Source organism: Cryobacterium sp. Sr8, assembly GCF_004403225.1.
GTDB lineage: Bacteria > Actinomycetota > Actinomycetes > Actinomycetales > Microbacteriaceae > Cryobacterium > Cryobacterium psychrotolerans.
Map to the genome: position 1 here is coordinate 71,263 of NZ_SOHO01000022.1, position 17,463 is coordinate 88,725.

The 17,463-nt window shown below is 60.3% G+C and carries 31 protein-coding genes; 30 read left to right on the forward strand and 1 reads right to left on the reverse strand.

Features of this window, described 5'->3' with window-relative positions; translation table 11 throughout:
* Window positions 1-207 precede the first annotated feature (207 nt).
* Window positions 208-471, reverse strand: a complete 264-nt coding sequence (locus E3T54_RS02755) for a helix-turn-helix transcriptional regulator (RefSeq protein ID WP_134474468.1) — start codon at window positions 469-471, stop codon at window positions 208-210.
* 112 nt (window positions 472-583) lie between these two features.
* Here E3T54_RS02755 and E3T54_RS02760 point away from each other — a divergent pair, with 112 nt between their 5' ends.
* The 30 genes from E3T54_RS02760 to E3T54_RS02900 all read left to right on the forward strand — a co-directional run bounded on the left by E3T54_RS02760 (window position 584) and on the right by E3T54_RS02900 (window position 17,463).
* Window positions 584-811 carry a helix-turn-helix domain-containing protein gene (locus tag E3T54_RS02760; protein ID WP_134474469.1) on the forward strand — a complete coding sequence of 76 codons (228 nt, stop codon included), beginning with the start codon at window positions 584-586 and terminating at the stop codon, window positions 809-811.
* Window positions 808-1,014: a helix-turn-helix domain-containing protein gene (locus tag E3T54_RS02765; RefSeq protein ID WP_134474470.1), complete on the forward strand. Its 207-nt coding sequence runs from the start codon at window positions 808-810 to the stop codon at window positions 1,012-1,014. Before E3T54_RS02760 ends, E3T54_RS02765 begins: the two co-directional genes overlap by 4 nt.
* 486 nt (window positions 1,015-1,500) lie before the next feature.
* On the forward strand, window positions 1,501-1,818 hold the full coding sequence (locus E3T54_RS02770) for a hypothetical protein (protein WP_134474471.1): 318 nt from the start codon (window positions 1,501-1,503) through the stop codon (window positions 1,816-1,818).
* Window positions 1,815-2,027 carry a hypothetical protein gene (locus E3T54_RS02775; RefSeq protein WP_134474472.1) on the forward strand — a complete coding sequence of 71 codons (213 nt, stop codon included), beginning with the start codon at window positions 1,815-1,817 and terminating at the stop codon, window positions 2,025-2,027. The genes E3T54_RS02770 and E3T54_RS02775 overlap by 4 nt, the downstream gene beginning before the upstream one ends.
* A 157-nt stretch (window positions 2,028-2,184) precedes the next feature.
* Entirely contained in the window at window positions 2,185-2,331 is a 147-nt protein-coding gene (locus E3T54_RS16610; RefSeq protein ID WP_166804804.1) for a hypothetical protein, read from the forward strand.
* Window positions 2,328-2,798 (forward strand): hypothetical protein, encoded by a 471-nt coding sequence (locus tag E3T54_RS02780; RefSeq protein WP_134474473.1) that lies wholly within the window; start codon window positions 2,328-2,330, stop codon window positions 2,796-2,798. Before E3T54_RS16610 ends, E3T54_RS02780 begins: the two co-directional genes overlap by 4 nt.
* The gene (locus tag E3T54_RS02785; RefSeq protein ID WP_134474474.1) at window positions 2,795-3,001 is read left to right on the forward strand and encodes a hypothetical protein; all 207 of its coding nucleotides are present in this window, start codon (window positions 2,795-2,797) and stop codon (window positions 2,999-3,001) included. Before E3T54_RS02780 ends, E3T54_RS02785 begins: the two co-directional genes overlap by 4 nt.
* Window positions 2,998-3,141 (forward strand): hypothetical protein, encoded by a 144-nt coding sequence (locus E3T54_RS16615; protein ID WP_166804805.1) that lies wholly within the window; start codon window positions 2,998-3,000, stop codon window positions 3,139-3,141. Before E3T54_RS02785 ends, E3T54_RS16615 begins: the two co-directional genes overlap by 4 nt.
* On the forward strand, window positions 3,138-3,506 hold the full coding sequence (locus tag E3T54_RS02790; RefSeq protein WP_134474475.1) for a hypothetical protein: 369 nt from the start codon (window positions 3,138-3,140) through the stop codon (window positions 3,504-3,506). Before E3T54_RS16615 ends, E3T54_RS02790 begins: the two co-directional genes overlap by 4 nt.
* Before the next feature lie 29 nt (window positions 3,507-3,535).
* Entirely contained in the window at window positions 3,536-3,820 is a 285-nt protein-coding gene (locus E3T54_RS02795) for a hypothetical protein (RefSeq protein ID WP_134474476.1), read from the forward strand.
* 148 nt (window positions 3,821-3,968) lie between these two features.
* Window positions 3,969-4,622, forward strand: a complete 654-nt coding sequence (locus E3T54_RS02800) for a site-specific DNA-methyltransferase (protein ID WP_134474477.1) — start codon at window positions 3,969-3,971, stop codon at window positions 4,620-4,622.
* An 88-nt stretch (window positions 4,623-4,710) separates the two neighbouring features.
* Window positions 4,711-4,932 (forward strand): hypothetical protein, encoded by a 222-nt coding sequence (locus tag E3T54_RS02805; RefSeq protein ID WP_134474478.1) that lies wholly within the window; start codon window positions 4,711-4,713, stop codon window positions 4,930-4,932.
* Window positions 4,929-5,351 (forward strand): hypothetical protein, encoded by a 423-nt coding sequence (locus E3T54_RS02810; RefSeq protein ID WP_174844380.1) that lies wholly within the window; start codon window positions 4,929-4,931, stop codon window positions 5,349-5,351. Before E3T54_RS02805 ends, E3T54_RS02810 begins: the two co-directional genes overlap by 4 nt.
* The gene (locus tag E3T54_RS02815; protein WP_134474479.1) at window positions 5,348-5,575 is read left to right on the forward strand and encodes a hypothetical protein; all 228 of its coding nucleotides are present in this window, start codon (window positions 5,348-5,350) and stop codon (window positions 5,573-5,575) included. The genes E3T54_RS02810 and E3T54_RS02815 overlap by 4 nt, the downstream gene beginning before the upstream one ends.
* Before the next feature lie 175 nt (window positions 5,576-5,750).
* The gene (locus tag E3T54_RS02820) at window positions 5,751-6,425 is read left to right on the forward strand and encodes a lambda exonuclease family protein (RefSeq protein ID WP_134474480.1); all 675 of its coding nucleotides are present in this window, start codon (window positions 5,751-5,753) and stop codon (window positions 6,423-6,425) included.
* Window positions 6,425-7,000: a hypothetical protein gene (locus E3T54_RS02825; protein ID WP_134474481.1), complete on the forward strand. Its 576-nt coding sequence runs from the start codon at window positions 6,425-6,427 to the stop codon at window positions 6,998-7,000. The genes E3T54_RS02820 and E3T54_RS02825 overlap by 1 nt, the downstream gene beginning before the upstream one ends.
* Window positions 7,001-7,321 (forward strand): hypothetical protein, encoded by a 321-nt coding sequence (locus tag E3T54_RS02830; RefSeq protein WP_134474482.1) that lies wholly within the window; start codon window positions 7,001-7,003, stop codon window positions 7,319-7,321.
* Complete coding sequence (locus tag E3T54_RS02835; protein ID WP_166804806.1) at window positions 7,318-7,479, forward strand: DUF2283 domain-containing protein; 162 nt, start codon at window positions 7,318-7,320, stop codon at window positions 7,477-7,479. The genes E3T54_RS02830 and E3T54_RS02835 overlap by 4 nt, the downstream gene beginning before the upstream one ends.
* Before the next feature lie 800 nt (window positions 7,480-8,279).
* Window positions 8,280-9,119 (forward strand): hypothetical protein, encoded by an 840-nt coding sequence (locus tag E3T54_RS02840; protein ID WP_134474484.1) that lies wholly within the window; start codon window positions 8,280-8,282, stop codon window positions 9,117-9,119.
* Window positions 9,070-9,429 carry a hypothetical protein gene (locus E3T54_RS02845; RefSeq protein ID WP_134474485.1) on the forward strand — a complete coding sequence of 120 codons (360 nt, stop codon included), beginning with the start codon at window positions 9,070-9,072 and terminating at the stop codon, window positions 9,427-9,429. Before E3T54_RS02840 ends, E3T54_RS02845 begins: the two co-directional genes overlap by 50 nt.
* Window positions 9,416-9,784, forward strand: a complete 369-nt coding sequence (locus tag E3T54_RS02850; protein ID WP_134474486.1) for a helix-turn-helix domain-containing protein — start codon at window positions 9,416-9,418, stop codon at window positions 9,782-9,784. The genes E3T54_RS02845 and E3T54_RS02850 overlap by 14 nt, the downstream gene beginning before the upstream one ends.
* Window positions 9,785-9,906: 122 nt before the next feature.
* Window positions 9,907-10,314 (forward strand): hypothetical protein, encoded by a 408-nt coding sequence (locus tag E3T54_RS02855; RefSeq protein ID WP_134474487.1) that lies wholly within the window; start codon window positions 9,907-9,909, stop codon window positions 10,312-10,314.
* A gap of 413 nt (window positions 10,315-10,727) precedes the next feature.
* A complete protein-coding gene (locus E3T54_RS02860) occupies window positions 10,728-11,042 on the forward strand; it encodes a hypothetical protein (RefSeq protein WP_134474488.1) in 315 nt (104 codons plus the stop codon).
* Window positions 11,035-11,667, forward strand: coding sequence for a hypothetical protein (locus E3T54_RS02865; protein WP_134474489.1), 633 nt, complete (start codon window positions 11,035-11,037; stop codon window positions 11,665-11,667). Before E3T54_RS02860 ends, E3T54_RS02865 begins: the two co-directional genes overlap by 8 nt.
* 341 nt (window positions 11,668-12,008) lie before the next feature.
* Window positions 12,009-13,271 (forward strand): hypothetical protein, encoded by a 1,263-nt coding sequence (locus E3T54_RS02870; protein ID WP_134474490.1) that lies wholly within the window; start codon window positions 12,009-12,011, stop codon window positions 13,269-13,271.
* Between the two features lie 855 nt (window positions 13,272-14,126).
* On the forward strand, window positions 14,127-14,363 hold the full coding sequence (locus E3T54_RS02880; protein ID WP_134474491.1) for a hypothetical protein: 237 nt from the start codon (window positions 14,127-14,129) through the stop codon (window positions 14,361-14,363).
* A 228-nt stretch (window positions 14,364-14,591) separates the two neighbouring features.
* Window positions 14,592-14,921 (forward strand): hypothetical protein, encoded by a 330-nt coding sequence (locus E3T54_RS02885; RefSeq protein ID WP_134474492.1) that lies wholly within the window; start codon window positions 14,592-14,594, stop codon window positions 14,919-14,921.
* Between the two features lie 60 nt (window positions 14,922-14,981).
* Window positions 14,982-15,497 carry an HNH endonuclease gene (locus tag E3T54_RS02890; RefSeq protein ID WP_134474536.1) on the forward strand — a complete coding sequence of 172 codons (516 nt, stop codon included), beginning with the start codon at window positions 14,982-14,984 and terminating at the stop codon, window positions 15,495-15,497.
* 171 nt (window positions 15,498-15,668) lie between these two features.
* Window positions 15,669-15,977 (forward strand): hypothetical protein, encoded by a 309-nt coding sequence (locus E3T54_RS02895; RefSeq protein WP_134474493.1) that lies wholly within the window; start codon window positions 15,669-15,671, stop codon window positions 15,975-15,977.
* Between the two features lie 4 nt (window positions 15,978-15,981).
* Window positions 15,982-17,463: a hypothetical protein gene (locus E3T54_RS02900; RefSeq protein ID WP_134474494.1), complete on the forward strand. Its 1,482-nt coding sequence runs from the start codon at window positions 15,982-15,984 to the stop codon at window positions 17,461-17,463.

Consider the following 17,463-nt stretch of genomic DNA (forward strand, 5'->3'; position numbering starts at 1 on the left):
GGTATTGCTAATCCTGCGCAACGTCGCCAGGCGAGATACCTACGGGGGTACCGCTGTGCCGCACCACTATTCCGAAACTGTCATCGCCAGGCTGTTCCACGCGGCAACCCTCGCGGGCGTGCACGACGCCGAGCACGTGTTCAACCAGGAGCCGGCACAGGTGCCACTGGCAGAGGCAATCCGCATGGCCGAACGCTGCGGGTTGAGCTACTCGGAAGCCTTCGCAAGTTTCGCCATTGCTTCCTCAACGACCTCCGCAGGGTCGCACCCGAGCGCCGTGCAGAGCGCCAGGAAGTTTCCCATGTGAATTGACGTGTGGTTGTTGAGTAGCCGCTTCAGCGTCTGCCCGCCAATCCCCGTCTTCGCTTCAAGCGTCGGGAACGTCATACGAATCTCGGCCTTGCGCAGATAAAGCACCTCAGCTATGGCGCTGTTGTACGGGTCTGTCAGGGTTGGCGCTTTCGTATCCATGCCCGAATGATAGGCCAGTTTCTAATACATTCCTAGTCACCCCCTGTAGTGGGGGTGCGAAATAGTATCCATAAATGAACTATCGCGTCTGAATGTGTGCCATAGTTCATTTATGGATACGAACATCACAGCAATCGCCCTCAAGGTCGATGCGGCCAGAAGAGCTAAGGGAGTCGGGAAGCTCCCACTCGCAACCGCAGCCGGCATCCCGATCAGCACGCTCACAAGAATGTTGAGCGGCAACAACGACTTCAAGTTTTCCAACCTTCTCCGAGTGGCAGAAGCCCTCGACGTAGACCCCGCCACCTGGCTCCGTGACGACACCGGAGCTGCAGCATGAGCCGCCCGGACAACATCATTGCCGCCGCCCCCCTCGCCTATTCGGTCAAGGGTGCAGCCGCCGCGTTGAGCCTGTCCACCACAACGATCGGCCGGCTCATTGCCGCTGACGTTCTCATCGCCCGGTACGCCGGCTCGAAACTGCTCATCCCAGCCGACGAGATAAACCGTTACCTCGCCACGCTCCCATACGAGCGCGAGTAACCCACCCCGCTCTCCCTGCCAGGCGCTCACAGATCGCTGGTAGGGGCTACTCGGCATGTCGTGAGACACCGGGAAACGTACGGCTAATTCAACAGCACTCGCAGGAGTAACAGCCCGTCTAGGCCCGTAAGGGAACCGGGGACAGCCCAGAGACACCACCTCCCGGCTATGAGAACTGCGAACGGATCAACCATCCCTGAGATATGCGGGAGCCCGAAAACGTGGGGGCTTGCTCGTGGCGGGATGGGCACAACAGTTTGGTGTTCTCAGGGATCTCGTAAGCGGGGTGATGTCGGCCCCCATTGATGAAGGAATGCAGTCCGTAGCGCCGTTGGGCGTACGCAGCAAAGCAACTACGGACACCCAGGTAGCCGGGCAACTTCCAACACGGAAGGCGATGGGTCGCAACCCGGCTACCCAACCCGTACCACCAAAAAGAACGGCCCCCTGCATGAACAGGGGGCCACGACAACAAAGGGGAATCAAATGTCATCAACGACGACGATACCAAACCTTGAACGCCGCGTGAGAACGAACGACCCTGACACGTCTTGGGAAGCCGCAGCATCCATCACAGTCGATGCGCTCACGGACTTGCAGGCGTGGATTCTTGCCGCCCTCACCGTCAAGTCAATGACGGACGGCGAACTCGTTGACGCGTGCTTGCACAGTGGCCGGCGCGCAACCCCGCAGAGGGTGCGCACGGCACGTAAGGAGCTCGTCATTCAGGGCCGCGTCGAATGGACCGGCGCATACCTACTCACCCAGTACCAGCGGCGCACACAGACCTGGAGAGCAGCATGAACAACAGCGATTATTTCTCGCGCCTTGACCGGTTCGACGGGCTCGACACCCGCGGGCCAGAACCACGCTACCGGGCAATCGTGGAGATCCGCCCCGCACCTTCCGCACCATCATGGTCGCGCAAGTTGACCGCACTCGCCTTCATCCCGCCCCTAGTTCTCATGCTGCTCGCCATTAGCCTGCTCATCACCGATCTGGTGGTGCGCTGATGACCCCGCAAGAAGCACGCGAACGGGCCGCACAAATCCACGCCGACCGTGCGGAGCTGCCGAATGATGACTGCCCGCTCGTAACGATGGGCGGCGGGATCTGGGTTGACCATGCGTGCGGTGAACGTGGGCTCGAATTCGTTTCCCCGATCGCCTAATGGACGCCCTCGCGCAGATCGCCGCAATGGCCGACTCATTCGAGGAAGCCGCATGGGCCGCAGTCAAGGCCGGAAACACCGTGGCAGCAGACGTTTATTGGGCTGCCGCAAACCTCATCAACGAAACGTTCAAGGAGAACAAATGAATGCAGTAGAGGAAATTCAGGCGGCGATTGAGAAGCTGACCGCGCTGCGGGACGCCGGCACCGCTGGCCCGTTCTACAAGTCCGACTGCGAGGGCGAGATCCGGGTCTTCCCCGAGCGGCTCCTGCGCAACGTCAGCCGTGACGAGTCCGGGCAGATCACCAGCTTCCGCTCCCCCGGCAGCTGGGCCACTGAAGAGATGGTCATCGAGTACGAGGTCGAATCGTGGGACGTAGGGCAGGACAAGCAGGACGACCGGATGCGTGCAAACGCTGAGATGTTCGTCACCTTGCACCGCACCATCGACGCGCAACTGGCGATCCTCACCGCCGCATCCGTCGATGAGTGCGAGTGGGCTGACGAATGGGCGCGAATCGGCAAGCCGCACCTGCGCGGCCCCGCCAAAATTGTGCCCATCAACCGGGCGGCGCTTCAGCTTGCCCGCGCGATCAACGGGACCAACTCGTGAGCACATCAGGTGAGGCCGTCCGCAGATACACGGTCAACACGTACTGCACCGCACCATTCACCCCGTTCGGATTCGACGACCTCACCTGCAACTGGGACGGCGACGTTGACGTGTACGCAGACTCCGACGGAACAGCCGTGTTCACCTGCGGCAACGGACACAACAACGAAACCACCATGGGCGATCTGGGGTTCGGCGAATGACCCGCCTAATCATCCTGGCCCTCGTCACCGTCGGCGTTGGCATTTTCACCTCCGACGCACTCACAGTCATCGGCTGCTGGGTACTCGTCGGCGCATACACGACCAAGGCGCTACGGCGCATGGATAGGAGCAACGCATGAACACACCAATCAAACGCGAAGACATCCGCAAAGGCGACCGGGTGCGCGCAATAGCCGAGTACACGGCGACCGTTGACAGCGCACCGATCTATCCCCACCTCGATGTCACCTACGAACTCATCGAGCGCCCCGTGCAGTTGCCGACCGAGCCGGGGTTCTACCTCGATAGGGATGGCGAAGTTTGGAACTTGGAGCCCAGCAAAGGAGCGGGCTACTTGCGCCCTGAGTACGCCCCCTTCACTCTCCTCCGTCCGGTTGCCGAGGTCGCCGCCGAGGTGCTTAGGGACGTTCGCGGCATGTTCGGCACAGGCGCCCTGGTGCACCGCTCAATCGACAAGCTCGAAGCAAAGTGGGCCACCAAGTGACCGCCGTACGGCGTCGCTTCAATATCCGCGTGGTAATCGAGCCGCACGATCCGTGGCCGCCCTACGCGAACGACAACCCGACGGAGAGGGAAGACCGGCTAATCGCCATAGCAACCCAGATCGCCCGCGACTGCGAACGCCATGTGGACGACCTCGACGCGGCCGTCGCTTATGACCGAGTGACCGTCTGTTCATTCTGCGACCACGAGTGGGAAGTCATCACCAAGGCCGGGGCAAGCGACGACGAGCCAGAAGGCCTGCCCGTGTGCTGCGCCGCCGCGCAGAAGGAATGGTTCGCAGGTGCCCGCGCATGACCGCCCACACGCTCATCCGAACTAAGGCGTTCGGCAACCTCGCTGGTTACTGCACTTGCGGCGGCTGGTCTGCCGAATCGGTGGGCGTGGACGAATCATCCCGCAACGGATTCGCCGCGTCATTCCTCCTGCACACACTGGTCGCCTCATGACCGCCCCGTACTACGAAGACGACCTTGTGACGCTGTACAACGGGGACTGTCTTGAAATCACCGACTGGCTTGCGGCTGACGTTCTGGTGACAGACCCGCCATATGGGATCGCATGGAAGAAGGGAACGAACAAGCGGGCTAACTCAACCGCTCACGCTGGCATCCAGAACGACGGTGACACCGCGCACAGGGACGCCGCGCTTGATCTCTTCGGGGATAAGCCGGGGTTCGTGTTCGGCTCTTGGCGTGCACCATTCCCGCAGCGATCGCAAACGCTGATCTGGCGCAAGCCGGTAGACGCGGGCGTGGTTGGTTCTGTCACGGGGTTTCGGCTCGACACAGAGCTGATCTTCATGACGGGCAAATGGCCTAAGCGGAACTCCATGCGCTCATCGGTGATCGAAACCAACGGGGGCAAGAACGCTTACCTCGTCGGCCACCCGCACGGCAAGCCGATCCCGTTGATGCAAGAGCTGGTCACGATGACAACGGGCACGATCGCTGACCCGTTCGCAGGGTCGGGCTCAACACTCGTCGCAGCCTCAACACTGGGCAGGCGTGCGATCGGCGTCGAGATTGACGAAGCCTACTGCGAACTGATCGCTAAGCGGCTGTCTCAGCAAGCCTTCGACTTCGAGGCCATCGCATGACCGCCCCGAAGCCGCAACCCACCCCGTACCACCCGTACCAGTCAAGCCACATCGACTGGCCCACCGCCATAGAAACGGAACTTTTCAAATGACCTCTCCCATCCACACCATCCGCAACATCCTCGGAATGCGCCCCGACCATGCTACCGAAGCCCTCGACCACCTCGAAGTTGCCGAGAACGTGAGCAGCGACGGGGTGAGAAACGAACACCTCACCAAGGCACTCATCCACTCCAACCTTGCACTTGTCGAAGCACTCACACGGAACCGGCGCGTCGAAGGCTGGGCTGGCATGGAGGGGAACGAATGAGCATCGGCACCGCAGTCGGACTCATGCCCGCCACCAGCCGCACGCCCGAACCATTCACGACCACGTTCACATTCGACTGGGTGAAAGCGCCACTGTCACTCAACTACCGAATGCACCGCATGGCAGCAGCCAAGATCACCAAAGAGATCCGCTCACTCATGCACGCATCAGCCAGGCGCATCCCCGACCTCGGCAAATGCAGGGTCGAACTTGTTTGGTGGGTCAACACAAAAACGCGCCGCGACGAAGAAAACATTGTGCCCGTGTTGAAGGCACTCTGCGACGGACTCGTTGACGCCGAAGTAGTTGAGGACGACACGCCCGAATACATGGTCAAGATGATGCCGGAAATTCGGTACGTCAAGAAACGCGAACGGGTCGCCTGCTTCGAATTCACGATTACAGAGGTGGCGGCATGAGCCGGTGCCCCGAAGTGGAGTCAGGCGGCGAGCGATGCGAACTGGCAGCCGGCCACCCGTGGGGCTGCTACATCGACCTCGACAACCACGACGGGGGCCGCGTCGGTTGCAACCACGCAGGCTGCATCTGCTCCGACCTCGACAGCAACGACGAAGAACACGACGTGTGGGGCAACCGCGGGGAACCCAAAGACATCTACGGGCAGGAAGGAGAACGGGAATGACCGTACACAGCATCGTGCATCTCCGGGCGCACCAAGGGGTTACCAAAAGGGCGATGTGCGGCGAGGCACTAACTCTCTCGCCCGCCACTCTCGGCGGCAATCACACGCTGGCCCGCGCCGACACGACGTGCGAGGCGTGCGCACAACAGTCGGACAAGTTTTGGGAGATAGACGAATGACCCTGCACATTTACAACGAGCTCGAACAAGGCTCGCCAGAGTGGTTGGCCGCACGCTGCGGCCTAGTGACGGCCTCGGTGGTCGGCAAGCTGATTACGCCGACACTCAAGGTCGCAGACAACGACACCTCGCGCGGGGTCATCGAGACGCTGGTGGCCCAGCGCATCAGTCACTTTGTCGAAGACGTGTTCCCCAATGCCGACATGCAACGGGGCACAGACGACGAACCCTATGCGCGCGATCTGTACTCACGCGACTACGCACCCGTTGAGCAGGTTGGGTTCGCCACACGTGAATTCGGCGCGCACAAGTTGGGTGCGTCACCCGACGGACTCGTTGGCGATGACGGCGGCATTGAAATCAAAAGCCGCAAAGCCAAGGTGCACCTGAGAACGATCCTGACCGACACGGTACCTGCCGAGAATCATGCACAAATTCAGAGCTGCCTCCTGGTCTTCGGCCGCGAGTGGTGGGACTACGTGTCTTACGCCGGCGGGTGGCCGCTGCACGTGATCCGCGTCTATCCCAATGAGGCATGGCAGACAGCAATCCGTGACGCGCTCGACAAGTTCGAGGAGAACGCGGCACGGATGATCGACGCCTACAACGCGGCCACGAACGGCGCACCCATCGCACCCCGCATTGACCACTTCGCAGAGATGAGTTTCTAATGGACATGACTGAAAGCATCGCCCCGAAATCTGACCAGCTCAACGCCGACGACCTCATGGCCGGCCCTGTGACTGTGACCGTTCGTGAGGTTGCTGCGGGCACACCTGAGCAGCCGGTGTACGTTCACCTGATCGAGTTCCCCGGTCGCGCTTACCGCCCGTCGAAGTCGATGCGCCGCGTCATGGTGCTCGCGTGGGGCGCAGAAGCCGCAACGTACGCAGGCCACCGGATCACTTTGTTTCGCAACCCGGAGATCACGTTTGGGCGGGACAAGGTTGGCGGGATCGAGATCGCGGCACTCAGCCACATCGACAAGGCGCTGACGGTGGCGCTGACTGCAACTCGTGGCAAGCGCAAGAACTTCACCGTGCAGCCCCTCGCCGAAGCCGTACCGAAAGTGGTACGTGACTGGCAATCCGAGATGGACGCCGTAACCGACACGACAACCCTAACCGCGCTTTACAAGGCGATGACCGCAACACCGGGCGCGTTCACGGAAGAACTCAAGCTGGCGTTCGGTGTGCGCGGTGCAGCGATCAAGCACGGCGAAATTGTGGAAGAGGAGCTGATCTAGATGAGCAAGTTCAACATTGGCGACCGGGTGCGAATCCACGGCGAACCGACCGACTGGGACATGGGGACCATTGTGGAAAACAGGTCCAGTTTCGGCGAGGACTACTACAACGTGCAGTGGGACTCGACCGGACTGGCGGGCTGCTACGAGGAGGATCTGTTCCTTGTCTGCGCCGTAACGGATCGCCCCAACTTCACGGCACCGAAACACGCCGCAGCTGTCGCCCTCCACCGTGTCGATGCCCAGTACCTCACCCCGCACCAAGCCGTCACCCTCGCGTCCAAGCTGCTCCAATTCGCCACACAGGAAGGCACCAAGTGACCCCTTCAATGATCACGTTCACTTACGACCCCGAGGTGAAGATGGCCTACGTCAAGGTTTCCGAGCGCGGTGTCAACATGACCGTCCCAGCGGGCTCCGGCGTGAACTTCGACCTTGACGCCGACGGCAACCTCGTAGGCGTGGAGATTTTCGCATGACCACTCACGGAACCCCCACCGGCTACACCAACGGTTGCCACGGTGAAGCGTCTTGCACCAACCATCGCACCGGCCGCATGACATGCACGGAAGCGAACGTCAGATACGCCGGTGATTACGCATACCGGAAAGCTGTTGACAATGGGACGGCCACGGATGAACGGGAAGTGTTCGCAAAGGACAAACGACCGTCACGGCGCGTTGTTGTCGAAACGAAAGCGGAAGCAGCGAAACGACCCAAGCCTGCTGTCAAGGCTCCGAAGAAGATTGCCGCCCCAAAGGTTGCGCGCGTGCAGAAACCACAAACACACGGCAGCCCCTTCAACGCCCGCAACTGCAAAGACAACTGCCCCAACGAAACAGCAGGCGGACCATCCTGCCGCCAAGCACACCGCGCCTACCAAAACGCCTACTACGCACGCGCACGGGCCGGCGAAGGTCCACCCGTCAAACACGGCACACGCTACGGATACCAAGCCGGATGCCAAGACCGCACAACATGCCCAAAACCAGCCGGGGAAACATGCGCTGACATGCAGACCGCTTATGCACGGATGGCTTATGCACGAGCGCGGTACGCCGCATGAAACACCGACGCCCCGACCTGCACACACACGCATTTGCGCACCTCACCTGGTGGCAAAAACTTCGCATGGCCCTGCGACTCCTAATAAGAGGAATGAACATATGACCGACCTTGACATTGAAGACGCTTACAACGCAGGCGCAACCGTCCCCGCACTCGCCATGAAAACCGGGCGAACCATCGGGGACATAAGACAAGTGCTGGCAGGGATCTGATGGCACGCATCAGAACGATCAAACCGGAGTTCTGGCGCTCGCCTGCAACGGCGGGCGCGTCACCCTGGGCGCGCCTGCTGTATATCGCCATGTGGAACTGGGCGGATGACTACGGGGTGGCCGAGTGGACGCCTCGTGAACTGCTCGGTTTTGCCTTCCCAAACGACGAGCACATCACTACCGCGGAATTTCAGAGGCTCTGCAAGGAAGTTGCGCGCAGTTTCCAGACGGACTTCTACATCGTTGGCGGTCGTCGTTATTACCGCATTCCGTCGTGGGATGACCACCAAAAAACGGAGCGGAGGGCGAACGCACGCAACCCCCTGCCCGACGATGACGATTCCACCCCTGACCAGGCAATTACCGGAGTGGAGGAAATGCGCGGAAATTCCTTGTCAACGCAAGGAAAAACACCTGCTGGAAAGGGAAAGGGAACAGGGGAAAGGGAACAGGGGAACAGGGGAACAGGGGAAGGGTCGCGAGCGACCGAGCAGCTATTCGATGAGGCCTATGAGCATTGGCCCAAACGAGTGAAGCGCGACGAAGCCCTCTCCCGATTCCTCGAAGCCTGCAGGACCCAGCCGCCCGAGCAGCTCGCCCTCGCAATCGCCGACTTCGGGGACGCATACGCAGCAACAACCACCAAACAGTACACCCCGGCGCTCGGCGTGTGGCTCAACCAGAAGCGCTGGACCGACGAACTGCCAACCGCACCAACCGCAACAAAAGGGCCGGCAACTAAGGCTGACCAGAACGCAGCCCTGTATCACGAACTTTATGGAGGTGGAAATGAACGAGCCAGAAGCTTTCCGGCTATTGACGCTGGCCTCAGCACGTGACAACCGCTCAGTGTCGCAGTCCGTTGCGATGGTGTGGGCCGCGGATCTCGCAAGGGTGAGCATTACGGATGCTACGGCGGCGCTCACGTTGCATTACCAGGAGCGGCCTGATGTTTGGTTGCAGCCGGGGCATGTGATTACGGGTGCGCGGCGTGTGCAGGCGTTGCGTGAACGTGATGAGCGGGTCAACGGGCCGCGTGCGATTGAGCCGCGTCACATCACGTTGGACCGTGACGATTTCGAGCGGCTGACGTTGCAAGCCATCGAAGCGCACAGAGCAGAGAAGGAGCAGGCCAATGAAAGCAACTGATGCCGAGCAGGTGCTAACCCTGCACGCATGGGGCCTCAGCGCCGCCGAGATCGCCGAACGTGTCGGCTGCGCAACACGCACCGTCATTCGCATTCGGAAGCGTCACGGGCTATCACAGCCGGTTCCGACGCACGCAGGGATACCAGTCACGCAGGAACGCCTCGACGCAGCCCGGGTCATGTTCGATGACGGCGCACCTCAACGTGAGATCCGCCGCACGTTGGGCATGTCGCAAGCGACACTCATGCATCACTTCCCGGGCCGTTCGTGGTCGCGGGAAGAGGCGGCCGACTTTGCCCGTGCGATCCAACGAGCGAAACGATCCGGTCCGAAAGCGGAAAGGTTCAACGGCTAAATGCCTATCCCGAAAACGAAACACGGCACGTACCTGCATCCCGGCACTCCGGCGTACACGGCCGCAATTCTCAAAATCCAGGCCGCAGCACACGGCAATGAAGCAACCAAGGAGAAAAGCTAATGGCAAAGATTGAAATTGAATCCGCATTCGTTGAGGACTGGAACAAGAGCACCAGCCAGCACCCGGCGTGGGGCATGAAGACCGCCGAAGCGCACTCGAAGAAGAACGTCGAAACGAACAAGTACGAAACCCAGGGCCGCACGTTTCGCACCGTCAAGGTGTCGAGAGAGTCCGGCATTGACCTGACCGAGTACACCAAGGGTGACCGTGTGCACGTTTGGGGCACTGAGAGCACGGTGTCGCGCGAGTTCGAGGGGAAAACGTATTACGAGCTGATCGTGTGGGCTGACCGCATCGAGCGCGCCGAGGCAAAGGGTGCACCGCAGCAGGCCGCTCCTGCCGCAGCACCCCCGGCGCCCGACCTGTGGAACGCACCGGGCAACTTCTCAGACGAAACACCCTTCTAGCCCATGTCCTACAGCTACCCCGACAGGGAGAAGCCGACACCGCCTGTTCTTGAGCCGCGCGAACACCGCTGCGGCATCTGCTACGGGCCATATGGGAAATCAGCTATTCGATGCAAGAACGAAACGGAAGGGCGAATCAATGGGAAATCGTGACGTAGCCGAGCTGCTACTGCTCGAAATCGACTACACGCAGTGGGACGTTTCCTGCCGTGATCCACATCTGACCCCTGATGGTCAGCTGGTGGAGTGCCGCCGACAGAAGAAACACGACAACACCCACGCCACTCGGGCCGGATTCAGTGCGATCACATGGGAGAACCCGTGACATACGACGACGCTTACGACCTAACCGACCCGAAGCATAACGACTACCTGACCAACCTTGAAGACGCGGCAGAAATGAGGAAAGACGGATGAGTGACATAGCAGCAAACATGAAGGCGATGTGCAAGTTACTCGAGGGCGACGGGCACATGACGCCGATTGCAACACGGCAGATACTCAGCGTGGTCGAGCGATGGGAAACCACGCCGCGCACGGTCACGACGGTCGAAGAACTGGACGCGCTGCCCGCGCGCACGCTCATCCGAGAGTACGACGGTTTCCGCCGGCTCAAGGAGATCAATGGCATGTGGCTGCTGTGCATCCAGTCGGGGGGTATCGGCGAATCCGACGAGATCGTACTACCCGCAACTATCCTCTACGTCCCGGAGGTGCCGAGTGACTGACCTCCTAGGCGCGCTAAATGCGTTGACGAAACCGACGCGCCGTAAGTTCATCCAGGACAACCCGGACGGCCCGCAACCGACGAAAATGGTTGAAGTTGTGGACGCGCCACTGCTCGAACAGTTGGATGCGGCGATCAGGGGAACGGTCGGTGTTGGCGGCTCAGGTTCGCTGCCCAATGAGCGCAATATGCTCAACGGGGATGCGTTCGAGCGAATGCGGGTAATCAGCGGGCAGGTCAACGGTTGGGCGCGCATGGCTGGCGCTGTAGTCGATAAGGACTCGCTGAGCAACACGCTGAGAACATGGCACGCCAAGTTCATCGGCACGCCACGCGAAGCCCACGTCGTCGCCATGTACACGGGCACAATGAACAAGTGGGCGGCGCAGATCATCGCCACGCTCAACCCGCCCCGACAGCGCGACCTGCCGAATGCTTGCCCCGTGTGCTCAGCGGACACGTGGTGGATGAGCGGCAATGAGTACCCGCGCCCGCTCATTCTCACCTTCCACGACGGCCCCGACATGATCGATAACGGCAAGGGCATGTGCAGGGCGTGCGAGGCAGTGTTTGGGATGCGCGAACTGTCATATGCCATCGATGAAGCGGAGGCAAAAATAGCGTGACACGCCGTGTTTCCGAAATTGGTACACAAAGTGTTACAGACCTGCTACACTGGACCCAATATCGGATAACCATGTAGTTTTTTGGTTCGATTCAGGAAAGGCCCTCGTCAATGCGACGGGGGCCTTTTCTCGTTAACCCCCACAAACTTCCTGCGTCGCCCGCTATCAATCCCCCATCAGGCCACAAACCTCACCAACCTACGCTGCCCTGTCGCGAGCTGGTGAACGTGTTAGGCCAAGTAAGACCGTCCCATGAGGTGCGGCAAATAGATAAACGGGGCGGCGCAGGAACACCTCAAGGCACCAAGGTTCATTCGATCGAATTAACGCAAGGGGCCACATTGTCTTTACTCGATGACGCACGATACCTTGCAGACCTCGCAGACGACACCCTCAGGGCACCGCACATTGCCGCAAAGTGGCTCATCGGCAACTCGACGGTGAAAGACCACCGCAAGAAACTCGGCATCAGCGTGCAAGCCGCCGCGGCTGAGGTTGTCACGCGCGGCGATGTAACCGAGCACTCGTCAGACGGTTCACGTTCAATCACCGCCGTTCGTGACCGGCCTATCACGCTTGCCGACGCACGCGCCTGGATCGCCTCAAGTGGCGACCAGCCCGACGACTACACGCTCAGCATCAAATCCATTGCCTACGGGCTGGAAATGTTCTCAAATAAAATGAGTGCGACGCCGAAGCATAAAGCGCAGGCGGAAACACCCAACGACTTCGACCTCCCGGCGCTTTACGCCGAGGTTGCACGCACCGAGTACGCGCCGCACATCGATTGCAACGCCAGTGGCACGCGAACGACCACCGTTGTTGTCTGGGCTGACATGCAGCTCGGCAAGGTCGGCGGACGCGGAGACACGGCGGGGCTCATCGAGCGACTCGCACAGAAGCGTGCGGCGCTCGAGCGGTACATGTTCGAGAACTACACATCGGACACCGTGTTCATCGACGCCGGCGACCCCATTGAGGGTTTCGAGAATGTTGCCGCGCAAATGTTCACCAACGATCTTTCACTCCCCCAGCAAGTCGACATGGCTGCCGTGGAAATGTGGAAGACATTGGCGCTCATGTCGTCGTTTGGCCCTGTTGATGCTGTAGCTGTCCCCTCGAATCATGGGGCGTGGCGTGCAGGCAAACAGTCACTCGGTAAACCGTCCGATGACTGGGGCCTCACCATCCAGTCGCGGCTCAAGTTCCAGGCCGAACTAGTCGGCCTGCCCATCACCTTCCACAAACCGTCCGACTGGGACGAATCAGTGGCCGTTGATGTTCGCGGCACCAAACTGGGCGTCCACCACGGACACCAAGCCGCCTGCGATCAGATGCCGAAATGGTGGGCCGGACAACAGCACGGGGCACAAGCAACAGCTGACGCTGACGTTTTGGTGACCGGACACTACCACCATTTGCGCGTGCAGCCCACAGGGCGCAGCATCCGCACCGGCAAGTCGAAGTGGTGGCTGCAAGCTCCCACGCTGGATAACGGCAGCGATTGGTACCGGAATCGGGCTGGCGACGATTCAGACCCCGGCCTGCTCGTGTTCCAGATCAACGACGCAGGGTTCGATTTGCAATCGTTGGCTGTCCTCTAGCCCCTATTGCCCAGCGGCACAACCGTATCGCTGGGCAATGTTGCACATATGCAACATGATGTTGCACATAAGCAGCATGTGGGAAATAACCCACAAAGCCGGATGTGGGAAATAACCCACACGCCCGCCCTATAAGCCTTACTGCGAAACAGCCGCAAAGCTTATAGGCCTCACCTGTCCCCCCATGCGTTTGCGTACCAACGCAGCCCAGGGAGGAACGTCAAGCCATTGGCGTAAAGCACACCCTCAGACGTGCGGGAAATGGCAGGCGAGCGGGCTTGACCTGACCGGCCCTAGCAGCCGGAAGCAATCGGCCCGCTCGTCCATTAGCAGACGATCTACCCGACCAATAGCAGCGCCCACCGTCCCACGAGACAAAGAGCGAGACGCACATGGAATCACGCACCCTGCACCGACCGCTGACCCTCACCGTTTACGACGACGAAGGCAGCTGGGATCTCGTGTGCCGCGAGGCCGGCGATGATGACTAAGGCGTGGACGTGCGGCAACTCCCACATGACATGGGAGCCGACACGCTGCTCGTGCGGAAATGTCGCCAAGTGGCACACGGAGCATGACGGCGCTGGCAACCCCGGAGGCTACACGAGCGGGCGTTGCGTCGACTGCGAGGCTGGCGATGATGACTGACTGGACACTCACCGCGGCAGACAGGTGCGACGCGTGCGGTGCACGAGCCTACATACGCGTGACAGTCAAGCTCGAACTGTCAGACGTTCTACTATGCGCTCACCACGGACGCCAGCACGAAGCGAAACTGCGGGCCATCTGCGTTGACTGGGTAGACGAAACCGGCATGCTACACGAAAACAGAACCAAAGCAGAAGGTGCTCACGTATGAGCGACGCCACCAGGGACACACTCGAAACAGCCCTACAAGCGCACATAGACGACGTGCGAGGCGGATACCTCGTCAGCGGCTACACACTCACCTGCCACCTCGCAACACTCGAAGATGACAAGTCGCACTACTACTACATCCAACCAGCGAGGCAGCCATACCACGCCACGCTCGGCCTCATGCAAGTATCCATGGATGACTTCGTGAATGGTAGCGACGATGACGACGAATGACCCGTACTGCTGCCCAGAATGTGGGCAGCGATGGTGCGTGCCGTCACTAGCGCGCGAGTGTACACATGAACCGAAGCGGATGACGAGGTAGTGGGAGATACCCGCTCACCCCCACAGCATGGCGGCCGGGCTCACGGGGAGCGCGCCGGGATAACCGATACGTGAGTGGTTCGACTCCACAGCCGCCAACCAATTAGCGCAAGCAAGCCGAGGCGAGTGAGGTAAGTCATGGCCGGCAAGTCGCTCAACTACAGGCGCGGCAGATCAGGTAGGCCACTCATCAGGGTCAAAGCCCAAGTGTACGCAACCGAGACACACTGCGTCAGATGCGGCCAACCTGTTGACCTTGACCTGCCATACCGCGACCCGGCAACAGGGCGCGTCAACGTGTGGTCCAAGACCATCGAACACCTAGACGAACTCGACAACGAGTCCAACCCCTACGACGTACACCTAGCGCACTTGAAGTGCAACGTCACAGAGGGCGCACGATACGGGGCGGCCAAGCAAGCAGGCAAGCCCAAGCCCGGCAGATCATACCGCAACGACGCATGGTGACACCAAGGGGGCGACGTGGCGCGCCGCAAAGACACCCCCTGCAACATGTGCGGCGAGATGATGTGGAGCGGCACCACAAGCCTCCCAGCCGGCCTAGCAAGGTGCCAGCCATGCAGGCGCGCCGATCCCGTGAGGGGCACCAGGGCCGACCCTGCGCAGCGATACGCGCTTGACTGCGCATGGTGTCACGCAGGGTTCACCGCTGCCAACAGGAAGCGCACGTACTGCACTAGCGCGTGCTCCGGCAAGGCATACAGTGCCACCCACCTGACAAGGGCGATCACTGACCCGCACGTCACGCGAGCACGACGCGATCAGGCAGCGCCCGGACTCAGCATCAAGCGCAGGGCCAAGCTCAACCACGCATGGCAGAAGCAAGGCCGGGCGTGCGCCTACTGCGACCAGCCATCAACCACAGTAGATCACGTCGTGCCGCTAGTAAGAGGCGGCACCAACTACGAAGGCAACCTGACGCCCGCGTGTCGACCCTGCAACTCAAGCAAGTCAGGCTCACTCATCATCGAATGGCGCACGGGCAAGCGGCTCGCGCTCCACGCTGCCATACAGGGAGGGTAGGAGGCTCGCGCTCCCCGGTGAAAAAGCACGCCGAAACGACGAAATCCGTCGAAAAGTGCAGAAATCCTGCCGAATCCGGCAACTTTCTTAGGGATCACACCGCACGGACGACCGCCCCGTGTTCCGTTTTCGTAGCGAGTGACCCCCCACCCCATCACGCGAGAGGCGCTCATGGCTGACTTCGAGGATGGTTCGATCCGTGAGGCGGTCGACAAATCGATTGAAATCAACCGCCATTTACTCCCCGAAGACGCCGGCTTGGTGTCTGCGGCTCGGGCTGTGGCGGATCGGATCGACAACGCGATTGCGACTGAATCTGGCGCGGAGTTGACGAAGGCGTTGTATTTGGTCCCGCATGTTACGAATCTGTTGCGGGAAATGTTGGCGACTCCGGCGTCTCGTCTGAGTGCGAAGGTGGCGAAGGAGGTTGCTGGTGGCAAACTTGGCCAGCTCCGTTCCGCCAAGGGTGGTAAATCCTAAGCTCATGGGCATTGAGGTGCCTCGTGTTTGGACTCCTCCGCTTCGCCCGCTGACTCGGGAGACTTCTCGGGGCTTTGAGTGCATTGATTTCGCTGAGCAGATATTGGGTATTGACCTGGTTCCGTGGCAGCGGTGGATGCTCATTCATGCTTTGGAGATTCACGACGACGGTACGTTTCGTTTCCGTACGGTTGTTCTGCTTGTGGCTCGGCAGAATGGTAAGTCGACGCTGATGCAGGTGTTGAGTCTGTGGCGCATGTATGTCGACGCGGCCCCGCTCATCATTGGCACCGCGCAGAATCTCGACATCGCGGAGGAAGTTTGGCAGGGTGCCGTCGACATGGCGGAAGAGATCCCTGAGCTTGCTGCCGAGTTGGATCAGGTTTTCAAGCAGCCGGGTAAGAAGTATTTTCGTCTTACCAATGGCTCGCGTTACAAGGTGCAGGCTGCGTCTCGGCGCGGTGGTCGTGGGCTGTCGGGCGACTTGGTTATTCTTGACGAGCTCCGTGAGCACCAGAGTTGGGAAGCTTGGTCAGCGGTCGCCAATACGACGATGGCGCGTGAGTTCGCGCAGGTTTGGGCGGCGTCTAATGCTGGCGATGTTACGTCGGTTGTGCTCGCGTACCTGCGCGCACAGGCGCATCTTGCGCTTGGCGACCCGGATGGGATCAACGGCGGCGACCGGGCCGACGATGAGGTTTACGAATCATCGCTGGGGATCTTCGAGTGGTCTGCAACGCCTGGCCTTGACATCTATGACAAGCAGGGGTGGGCGCAGGCTAACCCTTCCCTTGGTCACACGGCGTTGAATGAGCGCGCGATGATTGCTGCGGCTGCTGCACCTGAGCGACACTTCCGCACGGAGAACTTGTGCCAGTGGGTTGATTCGATGGCTGAGGGTGCGTTTCCTGCGGGTGTGTGGGAGTCGAATGTTGTTGGTGCTGAGGTTTCGATTACGTCTAAGCCTGTTGTTGCGGTGGATTTGCGGACGGGTATGCAGCAGTCGGCGGCGATTATGGTTGCTGGCGGTACGGGGCAGGGTTTCGATTTGATCGAGGTTGCCCGGTATGAGTTGGGTGCGGATGTGAAGTGGGCTCAGGATTTCATTTTCACTGAGGCGATGGCGATCCTTGGCGCACACAATCTTGACTCTGTTGTGTTGGATAAGTATGGCGAGAACGCACAGTTGGTGCCGTTGTTTCAGGATGCCGGCGTGACGGTGATTCAGTTGGATACGACGAACATGCGTAATGGCGCTGTGGGCTTGTCTGACGCTCTGATCAATGGGCGGCTGAAGCATAAGAGCGAAGAGCCGTTGAACGTGGCTGTGTTGGGCGCTGCTAAGCGGGTGTCTGGTGAGCAGTTTCTTTGGTCGCAGGCGAAGTCAACTACAGACATAACCCCATTGCGGGCGGCGACTGCTGCCTGGTGGGTGTATACGGCGGGGCTTGTCTCCGATTATGACCCGATGGATTCTGTCTTTTAG

What these genes read in the sequence shown, in the direction of transcription:
- E3T54_RS02755 (WP_134474468.1), bottom strand. Translation starts at nt 471, where the DNA reads ATGGATACGAAAGCGCCAACCCTGACAGACCCGTACAACAGCGCCATA.
- E3T54_RS02760 (WP_134474469.1), top strand. Translation starts at nt 584, where the DNA reads ATGGATACGAACATCACAGCAATCGCCCTCAAGGTCGATGCGGCCAGA.
- E3T54_RS02765 (WP_134474470.1), top strand. Translation starts at nt 808, where the DNA reads ATGAGCCGCCCGGACAACATCATTGCCGCCGCCCCCCTCGCCTATTCG.
- E3T54_RS02770 (WP_134474471.1), top strand. Translation starts at nt 1,501, where the DNA reads ATGTCATCAACGACGACGATACCAAACCTTGAACGCCGCGTGAGAACG.
- E3T54_RS02775 (WP_134474472.1), top strand. Translation starts at nt 1,815, where the DNA reads ATGAACAACAGCGATTATTTCTCGCGCCTTGACCGGTTCGACGGGCTC.
- E3T54_RS16610 (WP_166804804.1), top strand. Translation starts at nt 2,185, where the DNA reads ATGGACGCCCTCGCGCAGATCGCCGCAATGGCCGACTCATTCGAGGAA.
- E3T54_RS02780 (WP_134474473.1), top strand. Translation starts at nt 2,328, where the DNA reads ATGAATGCAGTAGAGGAAATTCAGGCGGCGATTGAGAAGCTGACCGCG.
- E3T54_RS16615 (WP_166804805.1), top strand. Translation starts at nt 2,998, where the DNA reads ATGACCCGCCTAATCATCCTGGCCCTCGTCACCGTCGGCGTTGGCATT.
- E3T54_RS02790 (WP_134474475.1), top strand. Translation starts at nt 3,138, where the DNA reads ATGAACACACCAATCAAACGCGAAGACATCCGCAAAGGCGACCGGGTG.
- E3T54_RS02800 (WP_134474477.1), top strand. Translation starts at nt 3,969, where the DNA reads ATGACCGCCCCGTACTACGAAGACGACCTTGTGACGCTGTACAACGGG.
- E3T54_RS02805 (WP_134474478.1), top strand. Translation starts at nt 4,711, where the DNA reads ATGACCTCTCCCATCCACACCATCCGCAACATCCTCGGAATGCGCCCC.
- E3T54_RS02810 (WP_174844380.1), top strand. Translation starts at nt 4,929, where the DNA reads ATGAGCATCGGCACCGCAGTCGGACTCATGCCCGCCACCAGCCGCACG.
- E3T54_RS02815 (WP_134474479.1), top strand. Translation starts at nt 5,348, where the DNA reads ATGAGCCGGTGCCCCGAAGTGGAGTCAGGCGGCGAGCGATGCGAACTG.
- E3T54_RS02820 (WP_134474480.1), top strand. Translation starts at nt 5,751, where the DNA reads ATGACCCTGCACATTTACAACGAGCTCGAACAAGGCTCGCCAGAGTGG.
- E3T54_RS02825 (WP_134474481.1), top strand. Translation starts at nt 6,425, where the DNA reads ATGGACATGACTGAAAGCATCGCCCCGAAATCTGACCAGCTCAACGCC.
- E3T54_RS02830 (WP_134474482.1), top strand. Translation starts at nt 7,001, where the DNA reads ATGAGCAAGTTCAACATTGGCGACCGGGTGCGAATCCACGGCGAACCG.
- E3T54_RS02840 (WP_134474484.1), top strand. Translation starts at nt 8,280, where the DNA reads ATGGCACGCATCAGAACGATCAAACCGGAGTTCTGGCGCTCGCCTGCA.
- E3T54_RS02845 (WP_134474485.1), top strand. Translation starts at nt 9,070, where the DNA reads ATGAACGAGCCAGAAGCTTTCCGGCTATTGACGCTGGCCTCAGCACGT.
- E3T54_RS02850 (WP_134474486.1), top strand. Translation starts at nt 9,416, where the DNA reads ATGAAAGCAACTGATGCCGAGCAGGTGCTAACCCTGCACGCATGGGGC.
- E3T54_RS02855 (WP_134474487.1), top strand. Translation starts at nt 9,907, where the DNA reads ATGGCAAAGATTGAAATTGAATCCGCATTCGTTGAGGACTGGAACAAG.
- E3T54_RS02860 (WP_134474488.1), top strand. Translation starts at nt 10,728, where the DNA reads ATGAGTGACATAGCAGCAAACATGAAGGCGATGTGCAAGTTACTCGAG.
- E3T54_RS02880 (WP_134474491.1), top strand. Translation starts at nt 14,127, where the DNA reads ATGAGCGACGCCACCAGGGACACACTCGAAACAGCCCTACAAGCGCAC.
- E3T54_RS02885 (WP_134474492.1), top strand. Translation starts at nt 14,592, where the DNA reads ATGGCCGGCAAGTCGCTCAACTACAGGCGCGGCAGATCAGGTAGGCCA.
- E3T54_RS02890 (WP_134474536.1), top strand. Translation starts at nt 14,982, where the DNA reads ATGTGGAGCGGCACCACAAGCCTCCCAGCCGGCCTAGCAAGGTGCCAG.
- E3T54_RS02895 (WP_134474493.1), top strand. Translation starts at nt 15,669, where the DNA reads ATGGCTGACTTCGAGGATGGTTCGATCCGTGAGGCGGTCGACAAATCG.
- E3T54_RS02900 (WP_134474494.1), top strand. Translation starts at nt 15,982, where the DNA reads ATGGGCATTGAGGTGCCTCGTGTTTGGACTCCTCCGCTTCGCCCGCTG.